24 protein-coding genes are annotated in these 25,235 nt (G+C 69.9%); 18 read left to right on the plus strand and 6 right to left on the minus strand.

Going from position 1 to position 25,235, the window contains the following annotated elements:
• Positions 1 to 113 precede the first annotated feature (113 nt).
• The 4 genes from NLI01S_RS23305 (at position 114) to NLI01S_RS23320 (ending at position 3,310) form a co-directional block, all read left to right on the plus strand.
• Positions 114 to 773, plus strand: a complete 660-nt coding sequence (locus NLI01S_RS23305; RefSeq protein ID WP_067608567.1) for a response regulator — start codon at positions 114 to 116, stop codon at positions 771 to 773.
• 187 nt (positions 774 to 960) lie between these two features.
• On the plus strand, positions 961 to 1,665 hold the full coding sequence (fabG, locus tag NLI01S_RS23310) for a 3-oxoacyl-ACP reductase FabG (protein ID WP_067608570.1): 705 nt from the start codon (positions 961 to 963) through the stop codon (positions 1,663 to 1,665).
• Positions 1,666 to 1,694: 29 nt separating this feature from the next.
• Positions 1,695 to 2,459 (plus strand): enoyl-ACP reductase FabI, encoded by a 765-nt coding sequence (gene fabI / locus NLI01S_RS23315; RefSeq protein WP_067608573.1) that lies wholly within the window; start codon positions 1,695 to 1,697, stop codon positions 2,457 to 2,459.
• An 89-nt stretch (positions 2,460 to 2,548) separates the two neighbouring features.
• A complete protein-coding gene (locus tag NLI01S_RS23320; RefSeq protein ID WP_067608576.1) occupies positions 2,549 to 3,310 on the plus strand; it encodes an SDR family NAD(P)-dependent oxidoreductase in 762 nt (253 codons plus the stop codon).
• Positions 3,311 to 3,352: 42 nt separating this feature from the next.
• Here the strand turns inward: NLI01S_RS23320 and NLI01S_RS23325 are convergent, their stop codons facing one another.
• Together NLI01S_RS23325 and NLI01S_RS23330 are read right to left on the minus strand one after the other, a co-directional pair.
• Positions 3,353 to 5,098: a helix-hairpin-helix domain-containing protein gene (locus NLI01S_RS23325; RefSeq protein WP_067608579.1), complete on the minus strand. Its 1,746-nt coding sequence runs from the start codon at positions 5,096 to 5,098 to the stop codon at positions 3,353 to 3,355.
• Positions 5,099 to 5,215: 117 nt separating this feature from the next.
• The gene (locus NLI01S_RS23330) at positions 5,216 to 5,746 is read right to left on the minus strand and encodes a MarR family winged helix-turn-helix transcriptional regulator (protein WP_067608582.1); all 531 of its coding nucleotides are present in this window, start codon (positions 5,744 to 5,746) and stop codon (positions 5,216 to 5,218) included.
• A gap of 100 nt (positions 5,747 to 5,846) precedes the next feature.
• On the opposite strand from NLI01S_RS23330, the gene NLI01S_RS23335 reads away from it, so the two are divergent.
• Positions 5,847 to 8,114, plus strand: coding sequence for an LLM class flavin-dependent oxidoreductase (locus tag NLI01S_RS23335; RefSeq protein WP_067608585.1), 2,268 nt, complete (start codon positions 5,847 to 5,849; stop codon positions 8,112 to 8,114).
• A gap of 34 nt (positions 8,115 to 8,148) precedes the next feature.
• Here the strand turns inward: NLI01S_RS23335 and NLI01S_RS23340 are convergent, their stop codons facing one another.
• Positions 8,149 to 9,102 carry an aldo/keto reductase gene (locus NLI01S_RS23340; RefSeq protein WP_190318567.1) on the minus strand — a complete coding sequence of 318 codons (954 nt, stop codon included), beginning with the start codon at positions 9,100 to 9,102 and terminating at the stop codon, positions 8,149 to 8,151.
• Positions 9,103 to 9,414: 312 nt separating this feature from the next.
• On the opposite strand from NLI01S_RS23340, the gene NLI01S_RS23345 reads away from it, so the two are divergent.
• The 5 genes from NLI01S_RS23345 (at position 9,415) to NLI01S_RS23365 (ending at position 13,524) form a co-directional block, all read left to right on the plus strand.
• Positions 9,415 to 10,254 carry an undecaprenyl-diphosphate phosphatase gene (locus NLI01S_RS23345; RefSeq protein WP_067608592.1) on the plus strand — a complete coding sequence of 280 codons (840 nt, stop codon included), beginning with the start codon at positions 9,415 to 9,417 and terminating at the stop codon, positions 10,252 to 10,254.
• Between the two features lie 230 nt (positions 10,255 to 10,484).
• Positions 10,485 to 11,225: an MSMEG_4193 family putative phosphomutase gene (locus NLI01S_RS23350; protein ID WP_067608625.1), complete on the plus strand. Its 741-nt coding sequence runs from the start codon at positions 10,485 to 10,487 to the stop codon at positions 11,223 to 11,225.
• 57 nt (positions 11,226 to 11,282) lie between these two features.
• Positions 11,283 to 11,870 carry a DUF3090 domain-containing protein gene (locus tag NLI01S_RS23355; protein WP_067608595.1) on the plus strand — a complete coding sequence of 196 codons (588 nt, stop codon included), beginning with the start codon at positions 11,283 to 11,285 and terminating at the stop codon, positions 11,868 to 11,870.
• A 3-nt stretch (positions 11,871 to 11,873) separates the two neighbouring features.
• Complete coding sequence (locus tag NLI01S_RS23360) at positions 11,874 to 12,650, plus strand: SCO1664 family protein (RefSeq protein ID WP_084392833.1); 777 nt, start codon at positions 11,874 to 11,876, stop codon at positions 12,648 to 12,650.
• Positions 12,651 to 12,720: 70 nt separating this feature from the next.
• A complete protein-coding gene (locus tag NLI01S_RS23365; protein WP_067608598.1) occupies positions 12,721 to 13,524 on the plus strand; it encodes an HAD-IIA family hydrolase in 804 nt (267 codons plus the stop codon).
• Between the two features lie 69 nt (positions 13,525 to 13,593).
• Here the strand turns inward: NLI01S_RS23365 and NLI01S_RS23370 are convergent, their stop codons facing one another.
• A complete protein-coding gene (locus NLI01S_RS23370) occupies positions 13,594 to 13,977 on the minus strand; it encodes an RNA polymerase-binding protein RbpA (RefSeq protein WP_067608601.1) in 384 nt (127 codons plus the stop codon).
• Positions 13,978 to 14,565: 588 nt separating this feature from the next.
• Here NLI01S_RS23370 and NLI01S_RS23375 point away from each other — a divergent pair.
• The 7 genes from NLI01S_RS23375 to NLI01S_RS23405 all read left to right on the plus strand — a co-directional run bounded on the left by NLI01S_RS23375 (position 14,566) and on the right by NLI01S_RS23405 (position 20,717).
• Complete coding sequence (locus NLI01S_RS23375; RefSeq protein ID WP_084392835.1) at positions 14,566 to 15,963, plus strand: ATP-binding protein; 1,398 nt, start codon at positions 14,566 to 14,568, stop codon at positions 15,961 to 15,963.
• A complete protein-coding gene (locus NLI01S_RS23380; protein WP_067608604.1) occupies positions 15,963 to 16,361 on the plus strand; it encodes a roadblock/LC7 domain-containing protein in 399 nt (132 codons plus the stop codon). Before NLI01S_RS23375 ends, NLI01S_RS23380 begins: the two co-directional genes overlap by 1 nt.
• Positions 16,358 to 16,717 carry a DUF742 domain-containing protein gene (locus tag NLI01S_RS23385; RefSeq protein WP_067608607.1) on the plus strand — a complete coding sequence of 120 codons (360 nt, stop codon included), beginning with the start codon at positions 16,358 to 16,360 and terminating at the stop codon, positions 16,715 to 16,717. Before NLI01S_RS23380 ends, NLI01S_RS23385 begins: the two co-directional genes overlap by 4 nt.
• On the plus strand, positions 16,698 to 17,324 hold the full coding sequence (locus NLI01S_RS23390) for a GTP-binding protein (RefSeq protein WP_067608609.1): 627 nt from the start codon (positions 16,698 to 16,700) through the stop codon (positions 17,322 to 17,324). Before NLI01S_RS23385 ends, NLI01S_RS23390 begins: the two co-directional genes overlap by 20 nt.
• Positions 17,321 to 18,553 carry a cytochrome P450 gene (locus tag NLI01S_RS23395; protein WP_067608611.1) on the plus strand — a complete coding sequence of 411 codons (1,233 nt, stop codon included), beginning with the start codon at positions 17,321 to 17,323 and terminating at the stop codon, positions 18,551 to 18,553. The genes NLI01S_RS23390 and NLI01S_RS23395 overlap by 4 nt, the downstream gene beginning before the upstream one ends.
• On the plus strand, positions 18,553 to 19,800 hold the full coding sequence (locus NLI01S_RS23400; RefSeq protein ID WP_067608614.1) for a cytochrome P450 family protein: 1,248 nt from the start codon (positions 18,553 to 18,555) through the stop codon (positions 19,798 to 19,800). Before NLI01S_RS23395 ends, NLI01S_RS23400 begins: the two co-directional genes overlap by 1 nt.
• A 158-nt stretch (positions 19,801 to 19,958) precedes the next feature.
• Positions 19,959 to 20,717, plus strand: coding sequence for a hypothetical protein (locus NLI01S_RS23405; protein ID WP_067608616.1), 759 nt, complete (start codon positions 19,959 to 19,961; stop codon positions 20,715 to 20,717).
• A gap of 255 nt (positions 20,718 to 20,972) precedes the next feature.
• Here the strand turns inward: NLI01S_RS23405 and NLI01S_RS23410 are convergent, their stop codons facing one another.
• Together NLI01S_RS23410 and NLI01S_RS23415 are read right to left on the minus strand one after the other, a co-directional pair.
• A complete protein-coding gene (locus tag NLI01S_RS23410; RefSeq protein ID WP_223809354.1) occupies positions 20,973 to 22,313 on the minus strand; it encodes a nucleobase:cation symporter-2 family protein in 1,341 nt (446 codons plus the stop codon).
• 322 nt (positions 22,314 to 22,635) lie between these two features.
• Complete coding sequence (locus NLI01S_RS23415) at positions 22,636 to 24,321, minus strand: ABC-F family ATP-binding cassette domain-containing protein (RefSeq protein WP_067608622.1); 1,686 nt, start codon at positions 24,319 to 24,321, stop codon at positions 22,636 to 22,638.
• A 218-nt stretch (positions 24,322 to 24,539) separates the two neighbouring features.
• Between NLI01S_RS23415 and NLI01S_RS23420 the strand changes: the two genes are divergently transcribed.
• Positions 24,540 to 25,235, plus strand: a 696-nt coding sequence (locus tag NLI01S_RS23420; protein ID WP_223809355.1) for a trehalase-like domain-containing protein, incomplete at its 3' end; no start/stop codon positions are given.

Consider the following 25,235-nt stretch of genomic DNA (forward strand, 5'->3'; position numbering starts at 1 on the left):
CCCCGCCCCGACGGCGGATGGCACCTGCGCGCTATCTTGCCGAGGGAGGGGACCACCGAGTCCGCCCCGCACGAGGCGTTGGAACCGCAAGACAGAGGAAGAGGGCACCAAGGGTGATCCGCACGATCCTGGTCGATGACGAGATCCTGGTCCGTTCCGGACTGCGGATGATCCTGGAGTCCGCCCCCGACATCGAGGTGGTCGGGGAGGGCGGCGACGGCGAGGAGGCCGTGAGCCTGACCGAGGAATTGCGTCCCGACGTGGTCCTGCTGGACATCAGGATGGCCGGAACCGACGGGTTGGCCGCCGCCGAACGCATCACGTCCCTGCCCGAGCCACCTCGGGTGGTGTTGTTGACCACCTTCGACCTGGACGAGTACGTGCACAGCGCGTTGCGTGCCGGGGCGGTGGGGTTCCTGCTCAAGGACACCCCGCCGCGGGACCTCATCGCCGCGGTGCGCACAGTCGATGACGGGCACGCCATGCTCTCACCCAGCGTGACCAAACGCATGCTCGAACGTTTCGCCTCGCCCGCGCCCGCCGAATCCGCGGCCGGACGACAGGACGCCCTGAGCCGGTTGTCGGTGCTCAGCGAACGCGAACGGCAGGTGCTGGTCGCGGTGGCCGAGGGCAAGTCCAACGCCGAGGCGGGGCGGGCCCTGGGCATGCGGGAGACCACCGTCAAGGCGCACGTGAGTCGCATTCTGGCCAAGCTGGAGATGTCCAACCGGGTCCAGGCGGCCATCCTCGCCCATGACGCAGGTTGGGCCTGACGATCGTTTGAGATCACCGGACGAGTCGCCCCTATCACAGTCCGCGTGTTTTGTGACGGTTCGTCGCTGATCACACCTTTGCCCTCGGTTGCGGCTACCGGCCGGTAGCTCGGTACGCTGCAAGGCGATCCCCGCCCGAGCAACACACGTCGTGGCTGTTCAGGCCACCAAAGTATGAGGAGCCCCTATGTCGCGTTCGGTACTGGTCACCGGCGGCAACCGCGGAATCGGTCTGGCCATCGCCCGTGAACTGGCGGCGAACGGTGACAAGGTCGCGGTGACCTACCGTTCCGGCGAACCCCCGGAGGGACTGCTGGGCGTGCGTTGCGACATCACCGACTCCGCCCAGATCGACTCCGCCTTCAAGGAGGTCGAGGAGGCCCACGGCCCGGTGGAGGTCCTCGTCGCCAACGCCGGCGCCAACAAGGACCAGCTCCTGGCCCTGATGAGCGAGGACGACTTCTCCTCGGTCCTGGACACCAACCTCACCGGTGCCTTCCGCGTCGCCAAGCGTGCCGTGCGCGGCATGATGCGCAAGCGCTTCGGCCGGGTCGTCCTCATCTCCTCCGTGGTGGGCCTGCTCGGTTCGGCCGGTCAGGCCAACTACTCCGCGTCCAAGGCCGGCCTCGTCGGCTTCGGGCGTTCCCTGGCACGCGAACTCGGTTCGCGCAACATCACCGTCAACGTCATCGCCCCCGGCTTCATCGAGACCGACATGACCGCGGCCCTGCCCGAGGACCGCCAGGCCGAGATCAAGAAGAACGTCCCCCTGGGCCGCTTCGGCGGCACCGACGACATCGCCAAGACGGTCACCTTCCTCGCCGGCCCCGGCGGCGGCTACATCACCGGCGCCGTCATCCCGGTCGACGGCGGCCTCGGCATGGGCCACTGACCGACCGGCACCACGAAGAACGGACCGCCATGGGAATCCTCGACGGCAAACGCATCCTCGTCACCGGGGTGCTCACCGACTCCTCCATCGCCTTCCACGTCGCCCGCCTGGCCCAGGAACAGGGCGCCACCGTCGTCCTCACCGGCTACGGACGCCTGGGCCTGGTTCGGCGCATCGCCAAGCGCCTGCCCCAGGAAGCCCCGGTCCTGGAACTGGACGTCACCGACGACGAACACCTCGCGACCCTGGCCGACCGGGTCGGTGAACACGTCGACGGCATCGACGGCGTCGTCCACTCCATCGGCTTCACCCCGCAGGACGCCCTGGGCGGCAACTTCCTCAACACCGGGTGGAGCGACGTCGCCCAGGCGATGCACACCTCCACCTTCTCCCTGAAGTCGCTCACCACGTCCCTGTTGCCACTCATGGGCCGGGGTGGATCGGTGGTCGCCCTCGACTTCGACAACAGTGTCTCCTACCCCGTCTACGACTGGATGGGCGTGGCCAAGTCCGCGCTGTCCTCCACCGCCCGCTACCTCGCCCGGTACGTGGGGGACAAGAAGGTACGGGTCAACCTGGTCTCCGCCGGCCCGCTGAGCACCATGGCCGCCCGCAGCATCCCCGGGTTCGACGAACTGGCCGCGCACTGGCCCGAGCGCGCCCCGCTCGGCTGGGACGTCAAGGACCCCGAGCCCGCGGCCAAGGCGGTCGTGGCGCTGCTGTCCGACTGGTTCCCCGCCACCACCGGCGAGACCGTGCACGTCGACGGTGGTTTCCACTCCACCGGGGCCTGACACGAAGCACAGACGGGGACGGGCGGCGCGTGATCGCGCCGCCCGCCTTGTAGCATCGGGGCGGCCGAGCCGAGCGGAGAAGGTGGGACATGGATCTGGGACTGTCGGGGGCCAGGGTCGTGGTGACCGGGGCGAGCAGGGGGATCGGCCGTGCCATCGCCCAGGTGTTCGCCGAGGAGGGCGCCGACCTGGCCCTGTGCGCACGTACCCCCGAACCGTTGGACCGGGCCGCCCGTGAACTGGGTGAGACCGGGGCCGAGGTCTTCACCCGGGCCCTGGACGTGACCGACCACGACGCGCTGCCCGTCTTCGTCGAGGACGCGGCCACCGCGCTCGGTGGCCTGGACGTGCTTGTCTCCAACGTCTCCGGTGGCAGCGCGCCCACCCCCGATCAGTGGCAACGCGGCTTCGACGCCGACCTCATGCCGTTCGTGCGCCTGACCGAGGCCGCCAAGCCCCACCTGCTGCGCTCCGAGAGAGGTGGATCGGTGGTGTTGGTCTCCACCACCTCCGCGCTGCACGTCACCCGCCCGGCCGGGGCACGCTCCTACGGGGCGGTCAAGGCGGCGCTCAACCACCACGCCTCCTCGCTGGCCCGTGAGTGGGCGCCCAAGGGCCTGCGTGTCAACGTGGTCTCCCCGGGACCCACCGAGTTCCCCGGCGGCGGTTGGGAACGACGCCGTGAGAACGACCCGGAGTTCTACGAGAGCATCCGCGAACGCGTCCCCACCGGGCGCCTGGGCCGCCCCGAGGAGATCGCTCGTTCGGTGGCCTTCCTGGCGAGCCCCGCAGCCACCTACGTCACCGGTCAGAACCTGGTCGTGGACGGCGGGTTCCTCGACCGGGTCTGACCGGAACCGCCGTCGCGGCCCCGAGCGCGACACACGTCCCGATCAACCCTCGCGCAGGATCTGGACCAGCCTCGTGGTGCGTTCGGGGGTCAGGTTCTCGCGCACACCGCTCTCCAACGCGCCGTCGGTGGCGTCCACCACCGACACGTGCCGCACGGCGCGGGTCAACGCCGTGTACACCTGGGGCCGCGACACCGGAACCTGGGGTGGGAACACCGTCACCACCGCGGGCCATCGACCCCCGTGCGCGGCCGCCACGGTGAGCGCCCAGCCGTGGCGCAGCGCGGAGGGGTCGGCGACCTTCACCCGGGAGCCGTCGGACAGCTCCACCACGGCGCCGTCGTCGAACTCGCGCAGGTATCCCGTGTCGCCCGGACCGTGACCCGGGCCGGCGGCGGTGATCAGCACCCGGTCGCCGGGATCGAAACCACCGTGTGCGCCCTGGCCGGGGTTCAACAGTTCCTTGCAGGCGGCGTTGAGCGTACGCGCCCCCGCCGGGCCGTCCTCGCGGGCGGTCACCACCTGCACGTCCTCGACGGCGATGCCCAGGGCGCGCGGGATGGAGTCGGTGAGCAGCTGCGTCACCCGGTGAGCGGCCTCCTCCGCGGAGGAGGCCGGGACCCGCACCACTTCGCGGCCGGGCGCCTCCACCTCGGTCCACTCGCCCGCGGCCACCGAAGTGGCCAGCACCCCGAGCGGACCGGGAGAGGCCTCGTCGGCCAGGGCGGTCACGTGCGCGGTACGTGAGGCGGCCACGTCGATCACCACACGACCGGGGGTGGCCGAAGGCGCCTGGTCGAGGTCGGCGAGCAACACCAGATGCGCTCCGTCGGCGCACGCCGACGCCAGCTCGGCCATCCGCGCGGTGCCCATCGACATGGACTCGCACAGGACCACGAGGCCCGCCTCGACCGGTGCCCGATCCAGCAGTGTGGCCAGGGAGAGGACGCGAAGCGGCTCTTCCTCGTCCGCCACCGCCTCGTTCACCCGGTCCAGGTCGGCGTTGACGGCCGCCGCGGTCTGGGCGGTGGGGGCGACCAGGGCCATGCCCACGCCGCTCTCGGCGGCGATCGCGGCCAGGGCGTGCAGGGCACGGGCCGTTTCGGCGTGGTCGCCGGGACCGTGTCGCACCACGGTGACCGGGCGCAACGCCACCGTCACCAGCGCCTCGCGGGTCTGCTCCGACAGGTCGAATCCGCCGCGCTCGGCCGCCGCCTCCACGGTCTCGGCGGCGGTCAGCGAGTCCATCACCGGATCGTTCGCGCCGATCAGTCGGGCCAGGTGGGTGCCCAGACGTTGTTCGGAGTGCCCGAGGTCGGGCAGGGCGTAGAAGCGTTCGGGGTCGGGCAGGTCGGGGACGCCGCCCTCGGTGAAGTCGAAGTCGTCGTCGGACTCGTCGGTGCTCTCGAACAGCGCCGCCTGCTCGGAGCCGAGGGCGGCCTCCAGTGCCGCCATGGGCGCGGATACGCCCAGCTTGCCGACCACCGTGGCCAGACGCTTCTCCTCCACCGCGGTGTGTCCGCGGTTCGCGGCGGTGCGCAGGGTGTGCCGCACCAGCGCGGACAACCGGCGCGGGTCGTCGGGCCGGGCGCCGTCGCCCAGGTGCTTGCGGGCACAGTAGTCGGCCTGCTCCCGGGTCACACCCGGCACGCGCAGCAACAGCCATGGGTCGGCGTCCAACGCGGCGGCGGGCTGCGGGCCCAGCTCGGACACCAGACGCGGTGCGAGGGCGCGCGGGGCGCCCATCCGGTCAAGGACGGCACTGACCTTCTCGACGGCCTCGGACACCGGTTCCCCTCGTCAGGTGGTGGATGGTTTCCGGGTGAGCCTATCGACTCACGGCGACGATCCGGTGCGGGGTCGGCCGGGCCCGGCCACAGCCCTTGACATTCGGGGAAGCGGTGTTCAGGCCTGATCGGAGGCCGGTCGACTGGTCTCCACGTCCGGAGAGACCACGCGAAGGACCGCCTCGCAGGGGTCGGTCTCGGGGGCGCTGAGCCGGATCGCGTCCGCGGCGGTCGCGGCGGAGGACCGGAAGAGTTCGCGCTGCGTTGGGGGAAGCCCGCCCAGCATGCGCTCCTCCACGTGCGCGACCAGTTCCTCGGCCCGTCCCAGCACGGAGAGTCCGTGGTCGGTGGGGCACACCCGGCGCACCCGTCGGTCCTTGGAGTCGACCCGGCGCCGGACCAGGTCGGCGGCCTCCAGGTCGTCGAGCAGATAGGTCATGACGCTGCGGTCGATGAGGAGTCTTTCGGCGAGGGCGGCCTGGGTGGGGGGCTCGCCCGCGGCGACCGTGGTGAGCACGTGGAACCCACGGCTGCCGTGCGGCAGGTCGGCCAAGGCCTGCTCGACGTGTTCGTGCCAGCGGCGGAGCAGGACGGCCAGCGACCAACCGAGGTCGGGCCCGGGGAGGTCCTCCGAAGTGCTGGCGCTCATGGGCTCACGATACCAGGAACAGTTTGTCCGTCAGATATGTTGGAAGGACCATCGTTTGTCCCACAAACGACTCAGGTCACGTCGCGCCCGAGGAGAAGCCATGACCGACTACGGACACCGCCTGGAGTTCGGCACCTTCATCACGCCGACCGCCCAGGACCCCGAACGCGCGGTCGGGCTGGCCGAAGCGACCGAGGCCGCCGGCCTGGACCTGGCGAGCTTCCAGGACCACCCCTACAACCCCGGTTTCCTCGACACCTGGACCTTGCTGAGCTGGGTCGCCGCCCGCACCGAACGCTTGCGCGTGGCGGGCAACGTCCTCAACCTGCCCCTTCGTCCCCCGGCCGTCCTGGCCCGCGCCGCCGCCAGCCTGGACCTGCTCTCCAAGGGGCGCTTCGAACTCGGCCTGGGGGCGGGCGCCTTCTGGGACGGCATCCACGCCATGGGTGGTCCGCGCCGCACCCCCGGACAGTCGGTGGAGGCCCTCACCGAGGCCATCGACCTCATCCGCGAGGTATGGGACGCCGACGCCCGCGGCGGAGTGCGCACCCAGGGCGAGCACCACTCCGTCCACGGAATGAAGCGCGGCCCCCGCCCCCACCACGACATCGGCATCTGGCTGGGCGCCTACAAACCCCGCATGCTCCGCCTGGTCGGCGCCAAGGCCGACGGCTGGCTGCCGAGCCTGGGCTACCTCGACCCGGCCGACCTGCCCGAGTCCAACCGGATCATCGACGACGCCGCCGAGGCCGCCGGACGCCACCCTCGACAGATCCGACGCCTGCTCAACCTCTCCGGAGCCGCGTTCTCGCCCGTCGACCGCGGTTTCCTACAGGGCCCGCCCGAACAGTGGGTCGAGCAGCTCCTGCCCTTGGCGGTCGAGAACGGTGTGGCCACCTTCATCCTGGGCACCGACGACCCGCGCACCATCGAGATCTTCGGCGCGGAGGTGGCCCCCGCCCTGCGCGAGGCGGTGGACCGTGAACGCGTCACCGCCGGAACCCCCACCGGGCCGGCCAGGACCGCCGCCGCGCTCGGTGCCCGTCGCTCCGGCATCGACTACGAAGGCGTGCCCGAGTCCCTGCGCGAGGGCGCGGTCGAACCCGGCGACAAGGACTACCGGGGCGTGCGCCACGGCTACATGCAAAAGGGACGGCCCGGCCTGGTCCTACGCCCCGACGAGCCCGCCCAGGTCGCCGAGGCCCTGGCCTACGCCCGTGAGCAGGAAGCGACCCTCAACGTGCGCTCCGGCGGGCACGGGATCAGCGGCGCCTCCACCAGCGACGGCGGCGTGATCGTCGACCTGGGTCGGATGGACGGGATCGAGGTCCTCGACTCCGAGTCCGGCCTGGTGCGGCTGGGCGCCGGCGCCCGCTGGGGCGACGTCGCCGAGCGGCTCGGCGCGCACGGGCTCGCCATCAGCTCCGGCGACCACGGGGGAGTGGGCGTGGGCGGCATCGCCACCACCGGCGGCGTCGGCTACATGTCCCGCTCCCACGGACTCACCATCGACAACGTCGTCGCCGTCGAGCTGGTCACCGCCGATGGTCGACTCCTGCGTGTGGACGCCGACCACCATCCCGACCTGTTCTGGGCGGTCCGCGGTGCCGGCGCGAACATGGGCGTGGTCACCTCCGTGGAGATCGAGGCCGCCCACGTGGACACCGTGGTGCTGGGACAATTCGCCTACGACGCCGCGGCCACCGCCGCGTTCCTTCGCACCTGGGGGGAGATCGCCACCGCCGCGCCGCGCGAGGTCACCGCGTTCCTCACCCTGGGTACGGGGCGCGCGGGCCAAGGGCCGATCGCGCAGGCGATGGTGGTGTACGCGGACGACGACACCGACGCGGCCGTCACCGCGCTCGAACCCTTCCTGAAGGCCGGCCCGGTCCTGGACCAGCGCGCGCAGCTCGCGCCCTACCCGGCGCTGCTGGTCCCGCACCAGGGTCCGCACCAGGGAGCCGGCGTCCCCGTCTCCCGTTCCGGGCTGGTGGGCACCATCACCGACACCAGCGCCGAGATCCTCGCGGGGATGGTCGCCTCAGGGGATTCCTACTTCACCCAGTTCCGCCAGGTCGGTGGGGTTGTCAACGACGTCGCGCGCGACGCCACCGCCTACGCCCACCGTTCGGCGAACTTCTCGGTGGCCGCGCTCGGTCGGCACGCCGGTCGGTTGGACTCGCGTTGGACGGCGCTGGAGGGCGAACTCCAGGGCATGTACCTGAGCTTCGACACACGCACCGGGCCCGAGGTCCTGGCCCAGGCCTTCCCCGAGCCCACCCTGGGTCGGCTGCGCGCGATCAAGTCCCGATACGACCCGGAACGGGTCTTCGACCACAACTTCCCGATCCCGCCCCTGGCCGACTGACCTGGCCGAGCGGCCGGGCCGACCGGGCGGTCGATCAGCGTCCGGGGCCGGCGGTGGCGTCGTCCAGCGCGTCCCTGATCTTGGGCGGCAGCTCCACGCTCTCCACCGAGAGGATCTCCTCCAGTTGGGGCAGGGTGCGCGGCCCCACGACGGCGGAAGCGACGCCGCCCTGGTCGCGCGCCCAGCTCAACGCCACCGCGAGTGGAGACACGCCCAGACCCTCCGCCGCGGTGCACACCGACTCCACCACCCGACGGCTGCGGTCGTCCAGGTAGGGCTCGACGTAGGGCGCCATGTGCGGGAAGGCCGCCCGAGAGTCCGAGGGCACCCCGTTGCGGTACTTGGCGCTGAGCACGCCGCGCCCCAGCGGAGACCAGGCGATCAGATGGGCGTCGCTTGCCGCGGCCGCCGGTCGCAGGGAGTGGTCGGCGGACCGGTTGAGCAGCGAGTACTCCGTGCCGGCGCTCACCAGGGGGACCCGTCCCGAGCGGGCGCGCTGCCAGGTCGCCAGGGTCGCGAACTGCCAGGCCTCCAGGTTCCCGGTACCCACGTAGCGGGCCTTGCCGGCGGCCACGGCGGCCTCCATCGCCGACAGTGTCTCCTCCGGCGGGGTGTGCGGGTCGAACACGTGCAGCTGCCACAGGTCCACGTAATCGGTCTGAAGTCGTCGCAAGGAGGCGTCCAGCGACGCCAGTAAGTGCCTTCGGGAGGCGTCCACCGGCCGGTACCCCTCGGGGGTGTGGCCGCTCTTGGTGGCCACGACGACGTCCTCGCGCCGCACCGCCCCGCGCAGCAGACGGCCCAGGATGCGTTCGCTCTGTCCCCCCGTATAGATGTCGGCCGTGTCCACGAGCGTGCCGCCCGCGTCCGCGAACGCGGTGAGCTGCTGCCCGGCCTCCTCCTCGGAGGTGTCCTTCCCCCAGGTCATCGTGCCCAGAGCGGTACGAGACACCCAGAGTCCTGATCTGCCCACCTGTCGCTGTTCCATGCGGCGGAGATTACCCTGTCCCTCTGTCGACGGGGGTGCCCGGCCGGTTTCGGACGGACCCTCTCACCAGTGACGAGGAGACCGCACCACCAAGGCGTGATGTTCCGGACAGGTTCTCGTGGGTCGCCGGACATCGGTGGTTGACCGAACGTAGGTCGGGGGTACACCTTGGCTGCGTACCGTCATCACAGTCCGGTCCGGGGCCGAGGTGCGACGAGTGACGTGTGACGCGGCCCCAGGCGACCGCTCCCCACACAAGAATGTGCCCGAGCCCTTCTTTGGGCCAGCCCTGAAAACGAAAGACCGAACCGCGTGTCCATCTTCGAGGCGGTCGTTCTCGGCCTCATCCAAGGACTCACCGAGTTCCTACCCATCTCCTCCAGCGCCCACCTGCGTGTCTTCGCGGCGTTCTTCAACTGGCCCGACCCGGGTGCGGCGTTCACCGCCGTGAGCCAGATCGGTACCGAGCTCGCGGTGATCCTCTACTTCCGCAAGCGCATCTGGGCGATCATCTCCGTCTGGTGTCGGGCCCTCTTCGACCGGGAACTGCGCGGTGACATCAACGCCCGCATGGGCTGGTACATCATCATCGGCACCATCCCGATCGGTGTGCTGGGCCTGCTCTTGGAGGACCAGATCGAGGGGGTCTTCCGCGACCTGCGCCTGATCGCCCTCAACCTCATCATCTTCGGCATCATCCTCGGCGTCGTCGACCACCTCGCGCGCCGTCAGCACGAGATCGAGGACCTGAACCTCAAGCGCGGTCTGACCTTCGGTCTGTTCCAGACACTCGCGCTCATCCCGGGCGTCTCCCGCTCGGGCGCCACCATCACCGGTGGCCGACTGCTGGGCTTCAGCCGGCCGGCCGCCGCCGAGTTCGCGTTCCTGCTCGCCCTGCCCGCGGTGTTCGCCTCCGGGCTGTACAAGATGCTCGACATCGGCGGCGACGAGTACGCGGGGTGGGGCGCCACCATCGTCGGCACCATCGTGGCGTTCGTGATCGGCTACATCGTCATCGCCTGGCTGATGAAGTTCATCAGCACGCACAGCTTCATGCCGTTCGTGTACTACCGCATCGCCCTGGGTGTGCTCATCCTGGTCCTGGTCTTCTTCAACGTGCTCGCCCCGGAGGGCGGAGCCGGGATCGGCTGACAAGGGCCGGGACCGGCCACCGTGCGCGGCCGGTTCCGGCGCTATCGTTCGGTGCCTCCGTTTAGCTTCGGCATGTTCGTGCGCCCGGGAGCCAGGACCCTTCGACACCTTTGGTGTGATAGCGGAAAAACGTGCTATCCCACCGCCGGCACCTCCCCGGGTCTGCCAAAGAACAGGGCCTGACGGTGCCCGAACGGGCAACCCTCGATGGTGGAACATAGTCTGTGGTCATGGCGACATCGGCGCAGACCAAGGAAACCCCGCCCACCCCCGAAGCGGTCACCCTCCTACTCGTACGGCACGGGATGACCGACGCCACCGGCCCACGTCTGGCCGGCCGGGCTCCGGGGGTACACCTCAACGACACCGGCCGTGACCAGGCCGCCCGCCTCGCCGACCGCCTGGAGGGGCTCAGCCCCTCGGCCCTGGTCTCCAGCCCCCTCGAACGCTGCGAGGAGACCGCGCGAGCCCTGGCCCGGCGGCTCGGTGTCCCCCTCACCCTGGACGAACGCTTCCTGGAGTGCGACTACGGCAGCTGGACCGGGCGCTCCCTCACCGACCTGGCCACCGAACCCCTGTGGCGGGTCGTGCAGGACCACCCCAGCGCCGCGCGCTTTCCCGGCGGAGAGTCTCTCGCCGCGGCCTCCGCCCGCGCCGTGGAGGCCGTACGCGACTGGAACACCCGACTCACCCGGGAAGCCACCCAGGACCCGCCCGTGTACGTGGTGTGCAGCCACGGCGACGTCATCAAGGCGATCGTCGCCGACGCACTCGGCATCCACCTGGACCTGTTCCAGCGGGTGCGGGTGGACCCCTGCTCGGTCACCTCCATCACCTACACGCGCACCCGCCCCTTCCTCAACGGGCTCAACGACACCGGACGTCCCCTGGCCGGAGTGCTGCCCACCGCGGCCGAGACCAAGGGCGACGCACCCGTGGGCGGCGGTGCCGGGACACCCGCCACCGGGTGAGCGGGCCCCTCACGGGCGAATCGTCCCGTGTCACCGATATCCCGTAAGGTGGCAACCATGCCCGTCTTTCAGTTCAACCCACCGGAACGGTTCATCGCGGGGACCGTGGGACAGCCTGGGGAGCGCACCTTCTTCCTCCAAGCGGTGGGTGAGGGTCGTATAACCAGCGTCGTGTTGGAGAAGGCTCAGGTGGAGGCCCTGGCGGCCCGCATCGAGGAACTGCTGGAGGAGGTGCGCCGCCGTTTCGGCGCCCCACCCGGTGACGAGACCGCTCCCGAGGACGAAGGTCCCTTGGAACAGCCCATCGAGCAGGACTTTCGAGTGGGCACCCTGGCCCTGGCCTGGGACGCCGAGGCGGCCCGCGTGATCATCGAGGCCCAAGAGCTCGATGAGTCCGGTCCCGAAGAACTCGTCGAGGACGACGACGAAGAGGAGGAGCTGGAGGTCTTCGCCGAGGAGGCCCCGGCCCACCGTGACGTCCTGCGCGTCTACCTCACCCCCGGTGAGGCGCGCTCGTTCGCGGGCCGCGCCCTGAAGGTGGTCTCCGCCGGGCGTCCCGACTGCCCCCTGTGCGGTCGTCCGCTGGACCCCGCCGGTCACATCTGCGCTCGCCAGAACGGCTATCGCCCGGACCGGCTCGTCTGAGCCGTGCACGCCGACGACACCACCGAGGGCGGGCCGTCGCCCGCCGACTTCGACGGGATCGGCCCCGCCGAAGGCGTCGACCTGCTCCGTAAGGGCGACCTGACCGTGCGGGGCCGCCTGACCGCGGCCTCCAACGCCACCCTGTACTGCACGATCTCCGACGGTGACCGTTCGGCGGCCTGTGTGTACAAACCGGTGGCGGGAGAGCGGCCCCTGTGGGACTTCCCCGACGGCACCCTGGCCGGTCGCGAGGTGTCCGCCTACGCGGTCTCCGAGGCCCTGGGATGGTCCGTGGTGCCGCCGACCGTGCACCGTGACGGTCCCTACGGCGAGGGCATGGTCCAGTTGTGGGTGCACGGTGACACCACCGTCGACCTGGTCGAACTGTCAAGACGCACCGAACATCAGGGGCTGCGCCGGATGGCCGTGCTGGACACGGTGATCAACAACTCCGATCGCAAGATCGGCCACCTGCTGCCCGGTCCGGGCGGACACCTGTACGGCTGTGACCACGGGGTGTCCTTCGCCGAGGACTACAAATTGCGCACCGTGCTGTGGCAGTGGCAGGGACGGCCCCTCACCGAGGAGGCCCTGGAAGCCCTGACCCGGTTGAGCACCCGGTTGCGTGACGCAGAGGATCCGCTCTCGAAGGAACTGGACCGACACCTGAGCGGTCCGGAGGTCTACGCGGTCCGCGCCCGGGTGGACCTGCTCGTCCACCACCGCATCCACCCCTACCCCGCTCCCGACTGGCCCTCCGTCCCCTGGCCACCTGTGTGAGCAGCATCAAGCCGTCCAAAGTTCGTTACCGGGGAGTAGGAATGGTGTTCCACCGCCGGACACCGGCACAATGGTGCTTGTGAGCAACGAGTGGAACTACCTTTTCGACATGGACGGCGTGCTGGTACGCGAGGAGCACCTGATCCCCGGGGCCGACACGCTCATAGCCGAGTTGCGGGAGCAGGGGACCCCGTTCATGGTGTTGACGAACAACTCCATCTACACCCCGCGCGACCTGCGGGCCCGACTGCTCAACTCGGGGTTGGACATCCCGGAGGAGTCGATCTGGACCTCGGCGCTCGCCACCGCCCAGTTCCTGCAGACGCAGCGGCCCGGCGGTTCGGCCTACGTCGTGGGTGAGTCCGGTCTGACCACCGCGCTGCACAACGTCGGCTACGTGATGACCGAACGCGACCCCGACTACGTGGTGCTGGGGGAGACCCGCACCTACAGCTTCGAGGCCATCACGCGGGCGATCCGTCTGGTGCGCAACGGTGCCCGGTTCATCGCCACCAACCCCGACGAGACCGGGCCCAGCGCCGAGGGGCCGTTGCCCGCCACCGGCGCGGTCGCGGCGCTCATCGAGAAGGCCACCGGACGCCGACCCTACTTCGTGGGCAAACCCAACCCGCTGATGATGCGTTCGGCGCTGCGTCGGATCGGCGCGCACTCGGAGAACACCCTCATGGTCGGTGACCGGATGGACACCGACGTGCTCAGTGGTCTCGAAGCCGGCCTACAGACGGTGCTGGTGCTGACGGGTATCTCCGGGCGGGACACCGCCGACGAGTTCCCGTACCGGCCCACTCGGGTGATCGGGTCGGTCAAGGACCTGATGGGCAGGACCGGCGACCCCTTCGGTGACCAGGGCTAGGCGAGCAGGGGTGGAGACGAACACGACGGGGGCGGTGGTCCATCGGTCCACCGCCCCCGTGGCGTCGTGTCAGGCGCTCTGTCGCTGCTTGGCGATCTCCTCCACCTTGGCCGCCTCTTCGCGGCGGCGGGCGCGGAGCAGTTCCAGGCGTTCGGCGAGAACCTCTTCGAGGTCCTCCATGCTGCGTCGTTCGAGCAGCATGTCCCAGTGCGTGCGCACCGGCTTGGTGTTCTTGGGCTCCTCGCCATTGCCGTCTCGGCGTAGGGCGCGGTCGCCGCAGAAGCGGCATTCCCATTCGGCGGGGATCTCCGCCTCGGTCGCGAAGGTGACCGAGAAGCGGTGGCCCCGGGTGCAGTCATAGGTGACTTCCTGCCGGGGAGCCAGGTCGGTGTTGCGGTCGTTCTCGTAGCTCGTCGCCCCGAGCCGGGTGCCGCGAAGTGCTCGCTCGGCCATCGTGTGGGTGCCTCCAGGCGCTCGTGCGGTCTCGCGGGGTGTAACGCGTCGGTCCACGTCAAGATTCCCCGACTGTCACGGGTCGAACCTCTTCGGTGGATGCGGGAAGCCCGCGGGCGTCGGGGGACCGGCTCGGCCGGCCCTCTCGCCGATTGTGATCCGTGCCACTCTAGGGGTGAATGTCGACGGCTCCGCGCAGCGACGCGGGCACCGGACCTCGAGTCGAGGTCGGGTCGCCCGTGCGTCCGTTATCGACGAACGGTACTTGCGGAGACGAGGCGCAGTTCAAGTCGGGTGTGATCGGGTTTCGCACAATGCTCGGAGGGCGCTCGGCCCCGGCATTGACGGGGGCGGTGGTGCGCAGGCTTCCTCTGTGGTCAACAGACCCACGAATCCGGTTTCGGGTAATTCATTGTGCATTCCCGTGGCATAGGCGTCGGTCCGGCTGAGTGGTAGGTTTACTCGCTGTGTGTCTGAAAGGCCGGTTTATTGTTGTTTCTCCGGCCTTTTTCGCGCATCTTCGCACGTGGATCGCGGGTTCCCTCGAACGTGTCCCGCGACATGCACAAAGAGTGACGACGGAGCCGTATGACCGCTGATATCCCCCACGACGGCGTATCACCGTCGCGTTCCACCGCACCGCGGTGGCTCCTGCTCCTGGCCCCCTCGCTTCCGGTATGGGGTTGGGCCCTGTGGGAGGCCCACCCCGAGGCACGGACGTCCGTCCTCGCCGCCGGCGCGCTCGCCATCGTTCTCGGGGTCGTCCTCGCGCTGCTTCTGGCCGCACGGGACCGCCGCGTCGAGACCCTGCGCGCCGAGGTGGAACGGGTACGGGCCGAGACCACCGCACTCGGCTCGCGGACATTGCCGCGAGTGGTCGAACACCTGCGCCAGGGCGACTCCGCCGAGACCGCCCTGCACCGCGTCACCCTCCCGGAGGACCCGGGCACCTCCGAGGCGCTGCGACTGGCCGCCACCGAGATCTACGCCGCCGAACGCCGTCGCTCCGCCGCGATGGCCGCCTGCGCCACGGCGGCCGGCCGGGTCCAGGCGCTGACCACCACCATGCTCGCCGACCTGCGCGCGATGCAGGAACGGCACGGTGACGCCGGAGGCGGGGACGAGATCCTCGGCGACCTCATGCACCTGGACCACACCACCGCGCAGGCCGGTCGCATGGCCGACGGCATCGCCGTCCTGACCGGTGCCCGCTCCGGCCGCCGCTGGAGTCGCTCCATCCCGATGGAGAGCATCCTGCGCGGCGCCATGGGCCGCATCGGAGCCTACCGACGGGTACGCACCCACAGCGTCTCCAGACTGGCCGTGGCCGGGTTCGCCGCCGAAGGGGTCATCCACGCCCTGGCCGAACTGCTCGACAACGCCGCCAAGTTCTCCCCGCCCACCGCCGAGGTCCACGTCCACGTGGAGGAGGTCCAGGCAGGGGTGGCCATCATGGTCGAGGACGGTGGTCTGGTCATGGGCGACGAGGCCCTGCGCCGCGCCCGTCGGATGGTCGAGAGCGCCTCGGACATCACCACCATCTCCGGAACCCGCCTGGGACTGGCGGTCGTCGGCAGGATCGCCCAACGATATGGGTTGTCGATCGCCTACCGTTCCTCCTCCCGCGGCGGTACCGCGGTGGTCCTGCTGCTGCCGCAGCGCCTCATCAAATCACTGCCGGCGCCGACGGGCCCGGCGCCGAACACCCGCGTCCAAGAGACCACCGAAACGACCCCCTCCCACGTTCCCGCCACGTCGACGGATTCCGACGAACCGTCCCCCACCGACGAGCCCGAGACCCGGCTCGCGAACGGATTGCCCCAGCGTCGACGCGGCCGGACCCTCGCCGCCGTCGAACGCACCCGGACCGCCGCACCCACCGACAGCGGCGCCCCCGCGGACACCGGCCCCTCCACCTCGCCGAAGGGGTTCGGCGCGTTCCGCTCCGCCGTACGCGGCCCGGCCGACTCATCCAAGGACACCTGATGGATCTCGACAAGCTCACCTGGCTGCTCGAAGGCCTCCTCGAACGCACCCCCGGCACCCGCCACTCCCTCGTGCTCTCGCGCGACGGACTCAAGCTGTGCCACGACTCCGGTCTGAGCACGGACAGCGCCGACCACCTCGCCGCGATCGCCGCCGGGCTCCAGAGCCTCGCCCACGGCGCCTCCAAGGAGTTCGGCAACGGCGGAGGTGGAGTGCGCCAGGCCATGGCCGAGTTCTACGGCGGTCTGCTGTTCATCGTGGAGGCGGGCCAGGGCGCCCACCTGGCCGTCATCACCTCCGAGGAGGCCGACCCCGGGCTGGTCGGGCACAACATGAGCGAATTGGTCGAGCAGCTGGGCGAATACCTGTCCAGCCCCGCCCGGGCCGGGACCGCGTGAGCCCCTCGCCGCGTCAGGAAGGCCCGGACCGGCTCTACGTCATCACCTCCGGGCGCAGCGGCGGCGTCGACGACACCTTGGACGCGGTGACCCTCATCGTGGCCGAGAGCGAGCCCGCCCCCGGGATGCAGTCCGAGCACGCCCACATCCTGCGCCTGTGCACGAGCCCGCTGGCGGTGGTCGAGATCGCCGCGCACCTGGGCCTGCCCCTGACGGTCGTGCGCATCCTGCTCACCGACCTCATCGACACCGGTCGTGTGACCGCGCGACACCCGACCCCCGCGCCCTCACCGGCGCATCCGCTCACCTCCCCGGACGTGTTGGAGAAGGTGCTCGTTGCACTCCACGACCTCTGAACCCGCACTCGCCGACGGAACCCTCGACGTCCCGGACACCCCGCTTCCCGCCGGTGCCGCCCAGGCCCTGAAGCTCGCCGTGGTCGGCGGCTTCGGGGTCGGCAAGACCACCATGGTGCGTTCGGTCAGTGAGATCAGGCCCCTGACCACCGAAGAGACCATGACCAGCGCGGGCGCCTCGGTGGACGACCTCCACGGGGTCGAGGCCAAGGGCACCACCACCGTCGCCTTCGACTTCGGGCGCATCACCATGGACGCCACCTCGGTCCTGTACCTGTTCGGCGCCCCCGGCCAGCAACGCTTCTGGTTCCTGTGGGACCGCCTGTTCTCCGGCGCCCTGGGCGCGGTGGTCCTGGTGGACACACGCCGCCTGGAGGACTGTTTCTACGCCATCGACCGCCTGGAGGCCCAAGGCACCCCGTTCGTGGTGGCGCACAACGACTTCGGCGAGGCCGACCACCCCCTGGAGGACGTGCGCGCAGCCCTGGACCTGGACCCGGCCGTGCCCCTGCTGCGCTGTGACGCCCGCGATCGGGACTCGGCCAAGCGGGTCCTCATCGCCCTGGTCGAACACGTCCGCACCCTGGTGAAGGAGGGCCGACGATGAGCGGCTGCCCGATCGTCGAAGGCCGTGTGCCACTGCACGGCCCCGAGTTCCAGACCGACCCGGCAAGCCTGTACCGGGCCATGCGCGCCGAATACGGCCCGGTGGTCCCGGTGACCATGGAGGGCGACGTCCCCGCGTGGCTGGTCGTCGGCTACCGGGAACTCCACCAGGTCCTCACCGAGACCGACGTGTTCCAACGCAGTTCCGAACGGTGGAACTCCTGGGACCTGATCCCGACCGACTGGCCGCTGAACCCCCTGGTCATGCGCAGCCCCACCATCCTGTACTCCGAGGGCGCCGAACACCGGCGTCGATCCGGTGCGGTCAACGACGCCCTGGCGGCGGTGGACGCGCACGAGCTGCGCGCCAACGTCACCCGCATGGCCGACCGGCTCATCGACGGATTCTGCGCCTCCGACGGCGTGGACCTGCGCACCGCCTACACGGCCCGGCTTCCCGCCCAGGCCCTGGGGTGGATCTACGGTCTCGACGACGCCGGTGGCGACCACCTCGCCGAGGTCATGACCACGATGATCGACGGCGGTCCGGAGGCGATGAAGGCACGAGAGTCCCTGATCGGTCTCATGGCCGACATCGTGACCCGGCGGCGCGCCGAGCCCGGGCCGGACCTGGTCTCGCGCATGCTCTCCCACCCCGCCGCGTACACGGTCGAGGACATCATCCTCGAACTCATCGTGGTCCTGGGCGGTGGCAATCAACCCACCAGCGAGTGGTTGGGCAACGCCCTGCGACTGATGCTCACCGACGACCGGTTCGCGGCCTCGATGGTCGGGGCGCGCAGCAGCGCCCGTGAAGCCCTCAACGAGGTCCTGTGGGAGGACACCCCCACACAGATCTACGCCGCCCGCTACGCCGTACACGACGTACAACTCGGTGGAACCTCGATCCGTGGCGGCGACATGCTCCTCCTGGGGTTGGCCGCCGCCAACCACGACCCCGACGTGCGCTCGGCGCCCACCGCGGCCGGTGATCGCGGAAACCACGCCCACCTGTCGTTCTCGCACGGCGCGCACCGTTGCCCCTACCCCGCCCAGGAGATCGCCGAGGCCATCGCGATCACCGGCATCGAGGTCCTCATGGACCGACTCCCCGACCTGGAACTCGCCGTCCCCGCTCAAGAGCTCCGGTGGCGACCGTCCCCTTGGGTACGCGGCGTCTCGTCCCTTCCGGTCACCTTCACCCCCGCACCCCCACGAGGAGCACACTGATGTCCTGCCCCGTACAGCATGGATCCTCTGGAACAGTCACCCTGGACCCCTACGTCAAGAACCTGCGCGCCGAACGCGAGGCCCTGTACGCCGCGGGCCCCATCACCCGTGTGGACCTGCCCGGAGGCGTGTCCGCCTGGGCCGTGACCCATCACGATGCCGGTCGCGCCGCCCTCAACGACTCGCGCCTGGTCAAGGACATCGCGCACTGGGAGGACTTCCAGCAGGGTCGCATCCCCGAGGCCTGGCCGCTGCTCAGCACCATCCCGCCCGCACCCACCAACCTCCTCGGCACCGACGGCGCCGAGCACAAGCGGCTGCGTCTGCTCACCGCCAAGGCGTTCTCCGCGCGCAGCATCGAGCGCCTGCGCCCGCGCGTGGAGGAGATCACCACCGATCTGCTGGACGCCATGGAGGCCAAGGCCGACGGAGGACGCCTGGACCTCAAGGGCGAGTTCGCCTTCAAGCTGCCGATGAACGTGATCGGTGAGCTCTACGGCGTGGACGCCGCCGAGCACGACTGGCTCCGCGACATGTACGTGAAGTTCTTCAGCGCGGTCACCACGCCGGAGGAGTTCATGCACACGTACACGACCCTGGAGCGCTACTACGACGACATGATCGCCCACAAGCGCGCCAACCCGGCCGAGGACCTCACGACCGAGCTGCTCAACGCGGGCGAGAACGGCGACTCCCTCACCGACCTGGAGGTCCGCGGCACCCTACAGGTCGTGGTCGCCGCCGGTCACGAGACCACCGTCAACCTGCTGTGCAACGCCGTCCGCGCCCTGCTGGCCCACCCCGAGCAGTTCGACCTGGTCAAGAAGGGTGAGGTCGGCTGGGACACGGTGGTGGAGGAGACCCTGCGCTTCGACCCGCCCACCTCCAATTTCGTCTTCCGCTTCGCCACCGAGGACATCGAGATCGGCGGGACCACCATCAAGAAGGGCGAGGCGCTGATGACCTCCTACGGGGCCATCAGCCGCGACCGCGCCGAGCACGGCGAGGAGCCGCACCCCGACACCTTCGACCTGACCCGGAACAAGGGTCGCCACATCTCCTTCGGCTACGGCCCGCACGTGTGCCCGGGCTCGCACCTTGCTCGGATGGAAGGGCAGATCGCCCTCCCGCTGCTGTTCGAGCGCTTCCCGGACCTGAAGCTCGCCGTCGACGACTCCGAGCTGGAGAACCACCCCTCCATTCTGGTGAACAGCCTCAAGGAACTCCCCGTCCTGTTGCGCCCCTGAGTGATCGAAAAGGCGTGGGCCGTCTTCCCAACGGTCCACGCCATGGGCGTTCCAGGACGCAGTCACAAAACCTTCAATAAGTGTAGAAAACAGACAGGGATCCGCATTTCGCCCTAGGATCGATGGTCCGAGTGTCCTATCCGAGGGGGTGCGCGGACATGTCACGAAGGACGACGGCGGCGGTGGCCACGGCCCTGCTGCTCCTCACCGGCTGCGGTCTCGCGCAGGGAGCGGCCCCGGCCCCCCGAGTCGAGGCCGGCCGGGCCGTCGACGCCGAAGAGGCCGCCGAGTACATGACGGCGCTGGTCCGTTTCAGCGACCCCGAGGGCATGCGCGAGGGGCTCACCCTCGCCGAGGAGGACTCCACCGCCCACACCTACCTACGCCACTACGCGCAGGTGACGGCCGCCAAGGCCGAGGCGGGCGACCTCCTGGACAACGCGTCCCTGGAACCGGTTCCCGACGGTTTCCGCATGTGCCTCACCGGGGCCGACGACTGCGCGGACTTCACCGACTTCACCGTCGGGGAGGACGATCTCCTGACCGGGTTCCGGATCGACGGTCAGGACCCGGGAGAACGCATGGTCGGCGGGCACGGGGTCGCGGCGAGTTCCGCCGGGGTCGACGTCGTCCTGCTCACCGCCTACCAGACCATCACCGACGACACCCTGGTGGTCTCCGCCGAGTTCACCACCGTCGACGACGTCGACCTGGACCTGCCCGGCGCCACCTACACGGCACCCGACGGCACCCGAACCCGGGTGGCGGAGACCGTGGGCGAGTACTCCCTGAGGGCCGGCACCGCCACCCAGGCGGTCCTGTACTTCCCGGCCGCCCCCGTCGGCGGCAAGCTCACCATCGGCGGCTGTCTTGCCGAGTGCTCGTCCCAGGTCCACCTGGACTTCCCCGTCGACTGAGGGCACGGACCGATGCGGCCGATACCCCGCACCGATCCTGGTCCGCCGTACACCGACCTCGTGCTCACCGGGCCGGAAGCGCTCGGCCAGGACGACATCGCCACCACCATCACCCAGGTCACCTGCCGACCCGTGAACCGGCACCGCCTGGCCTACGAACAGATGCGCGACCGCCTCATGGGTCGACCCGCGCGGATTCCGCGTTCACCTAGAACGAGAGATGAAATGAATCAGCTCGGCCCCGGCCGAGCGGGTTCAGTCCGCCGGAGCGGGCTCGGCCCGGCGCGCTCGACCGGCGCCGCCCAGCACGTTGAAGAACACGTTGAGCACCAGCGCGGAGGCGGTGGCGGTGACGATCCCCGAGTGCAGGATCATCGTCGCCCACTCCGGGAACCCGGAGAAGAAGTCGGGCGCGGCGATCGACAGGATCCCGAACCCGAGCGAGACCGCCACGATGACCAGGTTCTGATTGTCCTCGTAGTCCACCTTGCCGAGGGTCTGGATGCCCGCCGCCGCCACCGAACCGAACAGCACCAGGCCGGCGCCGCCCAGGACGGGGGAGGGGATCATCGCCACGACCCGGCCCAGGATCGGGAACAGGCCCATCGTCACCAGCAGCACCGCGCCGGTGGCCACCACGTAGCGGCTCTTGACCTTGTTCAGCGCGATCAGGCCGATGTTCTGGCTGAACGTGCTGCCGGGGAAGGAGTTGAGCAGCGGGCCCACGACCGCGGTGAGGGCGTCGGCCCGAAGCCCGTCGGCCAGGCGACGGCCGTCGACCCTGGAACCCACGACCGTGCTGACGGCGAGGATGTCCGCCATGCCCTCGGACAGGATGACGACCATCATGATGCACATCGTGATGATCGCGGCGACCTGGAACTCCGGCTGCCCGAAGTGGAAGGGGGTGGGCAGCGAGAAGACGGCGCTCTCGCCCACCGCGGCGAAGTCGACCGCGCCCAGGGCGGCGGCCAGCAGGGTGCCCAGCACCAGGCCCAGCAGGATGGAGGCCCTGCCCCACACCCCGCGCAGCACCTTGGACAGCACCAGGATGATCAGCAGGGTCGCTCCGCCCAACAACAGACCCGTGTCGGTGGGGACGTTGTCCTCGGAGTTGTCGGTGATCCAACCGACCGCCACCGGGATGAGGGACAGGCCGACGACCGTGATCACGCTGCCGGTGACCACCGGCGGGAAGAAGCGGATGAGACTCGCCATCACCGGCGCGATGAGGACGCCGAACAGCCCGGCGACGATGGAGGCGCCGAAGACCGCGGGCAGGCCGCTGGACTCGCCGATCGCGGTCATCGCGGTGACCGGGATGAACGAGGCTCCGATGACCAAGGGCATGCGCATGCCGAAACGCCACACGCCCAGCGTCTGGATGAGCGTCATCAGGCCGCTGACCAGCAGGGCCGCGCTGATGATGAGGCCGCTCTCCACCGGGTCCAGGCCCACCGCCGCGGCCATGATCAGCGGCGGGGTGACGACCCCGGCGTACAGGGCCAGGATGTGCTGGACGCCGTAGGTGATCATCAGCCGCAGTGGTGGACGTTCGTCCTCGGGACGCTCGCCGATGGCGGGGTCGGACTTCATTGGGTGCGGCCTTCCGGAGTCGTGCGGTCTCGCCATGAATCATCGGATGGTCCGAACAAGTGTGCAAATTAGGGGTGGGCGCTTAGAGAAAAACACCAAAGCGTACCGAAGTGGACGAGTGGCTCCGGGTGATCGTCAGTGGTCGCCCCGGATCCCCGACCGATACTTCGCATCGCCGACCCCACCGGCCTTCCCGCGCCGCCCCGGACACGCGAATGGGGCCACGGATCGAACTCCGTGGCCCCGCTCATCCCCGAATCGACGTGACGAAGAACGCGCTCGCGCCCCGGCCCGCCTCACCCCAGGCCGTCACCCCGCCCGACTACCGGGCGCGCTCCACTCGGCCCTCGTCCCACACCGGCTCCCCGGCCTCGTAGACCCTCCCGTCCGCGCCGAACACCACGAACCGGTCGAAGCCGCGAGCGAACCAACGGTCGTGCGTGACCGACAGGATCGTGCCCTGGTAGAGCTCCAACGCCGACTCCAGCGCCTCGGCCGAGACCACGTCCAGGTTGTCGGTGGGTTCGTCCAACAGCAGCATCGTGGTCCCCGACAACTCCAACAGCAGCACCTGGAAGCGCGCCTGCTGGCCACCGGAGAGCGTGTCGAAGGTCTGGTCGGCGCTGAGCGCCAACTCGTACCGGTCCAACGCCCGCCCGGCCTCCTCGCGCGGCACCCCGCTCCGGGTGCCCTCACCGTTGTGCAGGATGTCCAGCAGCGTGCGCCCGGCGAACTCGGGGTGTTCGTGGGTCTGCGCGAACCATCCCGGCCGCACCCGGGCACCCAGCCGGGCCCGCCCCGAGTGGGCCACCGGTTCGACGCGCTCGCGTTCCTCCTTGGGAACCAGTGACGACTCCGGGTCGTCGCCTCCGCCGGCCAGCAGACGCAGGAAGTGCGACTTGCCCGACCCGTTGGAACCCAACACCGCCACCCGGTCCCCGTACCAGACCTCCAGGTCGAAGGGGCGCATCAGTCCCACCAGCTCCAGGCCCTCGCACACCAGCGCCCGCTTGCCGGTGCGGCCGCCGCGCAACCGCATCCGCAGGTTCTGCTCCCGAGGTTGCCGCTGGGGCGGGCCCGCCTCCTCGAACCGGCGCAGCCTGGTCTGCGCCGACTGGTATCGGGAGGCCATGTCCGAGTTGTAGGCGGCCTTCTGCTTGTACATCGACACCAGGGACTTGAGCTTGCCGTGCTCCTCGTCCCAACGGCGGCGCAGCTCCTCCAATCGGGCGAAGCGTTCCCGTCTGGCCTCGTGGTAGGTCTCGAACGATCCGCCGTGCACCCACACACCGTTGCCCGCGGCGCCCAGTTCCACCGTGACGATCCGATCCGGGACCCGGCTGAGGAGTTCCCGGTCGTGCGAGACGAACAGGACGGTCTTCGGTGAGGCGCGCAGGGCCTCCTCCAACCAGCGCTTGCCCGGAACGTCCAGGTAGTTGTCCGGCTCGTCCAACAACAACACCGGCGCCGGACCACGCAGCAACGCCTCGATGACCAGGCGTTTCTGTTCGCCTCCGGAGAGGGTGCGCACCTCACGCCAACGGCACTCGGTGTAGGGGACGCCCAGGGCCGCCACACAACACTGGTCCCACACCACCTCTGCCTCGTACCCACCGGCGTCGCCGTAACGCGCGATCGCCTCGGCGTAGCGCATCTGGGTCTTCTCGTCCTCGGAGAGCATCATGGCCTCCTCGGCCCGCTCCAGGTCCGCGTGGGCTCGTCGAACCGAGGTGGGGGAGACCGACACCAGGAGCTCGTGGACGGTGGTGGCGTCCCGTACGTGCCCCACGAACTGCGGCATCACACCGAGCTCGCCGTCCAACGTCACCGCGCCCGACCGCGGTACGACCTCACCGCGCACCAGCCGCAGCAGGGTGCTCTTACCGGCCCCGTTCGCGCCGACCAGGGCGGTCTTGGAGCCCTCGCCGACCCGGAACGAGACCTCGTCCAGCAGCACCCGCCCGTCGGGCAGGGTGTGCGAGACCTGGTTGACGTCGACGTAACCCACGAATTCCCCTTCACCGTTACAACGCACTCGCTCGCGTCGCCACCGCAGGCTTCCACGCGATCACGGTCCGACGCAAAGGGTTTTCCCTGGTGGCGGGGGAGGCCCAGAACCTTAAGTCTTCCTTAGCCCACTCCTAAGATCCGATGAAACCCGATGTGCTCGGGCACTCCACAGACCTAGCTTCGTCCCACCGGGAAGTTCACGAGGAAGGTGGCGGGATGACGCTCACACAGGGTGCGGCCGAACTCGAAACGATGCCGGAGATCCATCGCGACCTCGAACCGGGGGAGCGGCCGGTCCCGATCGAGCGCATGTCCATGCTGTCGAACCGCTCTTCCGTGGCCTTGGTCGGGCCGGACGCGCGGCTGCTGTGGTTCTGTCACCCCGAACCCGACTCCGGCGCCCTGTTCGCCGAGCTCCTCGGCGGACCCGAGGCCGGGGTGTTCGCCATCGGCCCCGCGCACGGGCGCATGCCCCTGGGCCAGCGCTACGTGCCCGACACCATGACCGTGCGCACCCGCTGGTCACGGCTGGAGGTCACCGACTACCTCGCCCAGGACACCGAACCCGGTCGCACCGACCTCATCCGCGTGGTCGAAGGCTCCACCCCCATCACCGTGGAGTTCGCGCCGCGCCCCGACTTCGGCCGCGCCCCGGTCCGAGTCGTCGTCGAGGACGACGGACTGCGCGTCCACGGCACCGACGATCCCCTGGTGCTGCGCGCTCCCGGCGTTGAATGGCGCATCGAGCGTGAAGGCGGCCAGGACACGGCCCGGGCCACCATCCACCCCGAACCGGGGAAACCGATCGTGTTCGAGTTGCGCTGCGGATCGGATCTGCTCACCTGGCACCCCACCCCCGAACCCGAACGTCGGGCCCACACCGAGAACGAGTGGACCGAATGGGTCCATGAA

Source organism: Nocardiopsis listeri NBRC 13360, from assembly GCF_001570765.1.
Lineage (GTDB): Bacteria > Actinomycetota > Actinomycetes > Streptosporangiales > Streptosporangiaceae > Nocardiopsis > Nocardiopsis listeri.